1 protein-coding gene and 1 pseudogene are annotated in these 1,356 nt (G+C 65.0%); both read right to left on the bottom strand.

Annotation, left to right across the window (positions count from 1 at the left end):
- A pseudogene (gene proA, locus ABYW26_RS14520) lies at positions 1-479 on the bottom strand (gamma-glutamyl-phosphate reductase); the annotation flags it as partial.
- A 105-nt stretch (positions 480-584) separates the two neighbouring features.
- The coding region (proB, locus tag ABYW26_RS14515; RefSeq protein WP_372605628.1) for a glutamate 5-kinase at positions 585-1,356 on the bottom strand (772 nt) is incomplete at its 5' end.

Raw genomic sequence — 1,356 nt, 5'->3', positions numbered from 1 at the left:
CTGTGGAAACTTTCCGAACCGCCACGCAGGATCACCGCGTTCCCGGCCTTCAGGCACAGCGCACCGGCATCGGCGGTCACGTTGGGGCGGCTTTCATAGATCACCCCGATCACCCCCAAAGGCGTGCGCACCCGCTTGATATGCAGCCCCGAGGGCCGGTCCCATTCCGCCATCACCGCGCCGACCGGATCGTCCTGCTCGGCCACGGCGCGCAGGCCATCGACCATGCCTTTGATCCGCGCTTCGTCCAGCATCAGCCGGTCCAGCATCGCCGGGCTAAGACCCTTGTCGCGGCCGAATTGCATGTCCTTGGCGTTGGCCTCGATGATCTCGGCGCGCCGCGCCCAGACCGCATCGGCCGCCGCGTTCAGGGCCCCCACCTTGGCCTCGGACGAGGCAAAGGCCAGCTCGGCCGAGGCCGCACGGGCGCGCTGGCCGATCTCGGCCATCATCGCGGGAATATTATCCATGTGTTTCATTGCCTTCGCTCTTGTCTTTGGCATTCTGGAATAAGGATGTGACCGACAGTCTACAACGAAAAATGCCGGGCGCGGTCAGGAAATCCACATCGCGGACGGCGGGCGTTACAGCGCCATGTCGTCGCGGTGGATCAGCGCCGCGCGTCCTGGATAGCCCAGAACGGTTTCGATCTCGCCGGACTGGTGGCCACGAATGGCGCGGGCCTCGGCGCTGGTATAGCGCACCAGACCCTTGCCCAGCGTCTGACCGGTTGGCCCGACAATCGCCACCGGATCACCACGGCCAAATTCGCCGTCCACCGCCGTAACCCCTGCGGGCAACAGCGATTTTCCCTGCGACAAGGCGCGGACGGCCCCGCTGTCCAGCACCAGTTCGCCGCGCGGTTTCATCGCCGCGATCCAGCGTTTGCGTGCCGCTTGCGGGTCGTCCTTGGCCAGAAACCATGTGGCATTCGCCCCGTCGATCAGCGCCTTCAGCGGTTGCAACACCGAGCCTTCGGTGATCGCCATCGCACAGCCCGCACCAGTGGCGGTTTTCGCCGCCAGCAGCTTGGTTTTCATGCCGCCCTTGCTGAGGCCCGAGGTCGGATCACCGGCCATGGCCTCGATCTCGGGGGTGATTTCGTCGATCAGGTCGAACCGCACCGCCGCCGGGTCCAGCCCGGGATTGGCGGAATAGAACCCATCAACATCCGACAACAACACCAGTTGATCGGCACCCACGGTCACCGCGACCTGCGCCGCCAGCCGGTCGTTGTCGCCAAAGCGAATTTCATCGGTGGCGATGGTGTCGTTCTCGTTGACGATCGGCACGACGCCAAGGCTGATCAGCTGTTCCAGCGTCGCGCGCGAGTTCAGATAGCGGCGGCGGTTTTCG

It is taken from the genome of Actibacterium sp. (assembly GCF_041584535.1).
Taxonomy (GTDB): Bacteria; Pseudomonadota; Alphaproteobacteria; order Rhodobacterales; family Rhodobacteraceae; genus Actibacterium_D.
The sequence above is the reverse complement of the archived record's forward strand: the minus strand, read 5'-3'. Positions and strand labels throughout refer to the sequence as shown.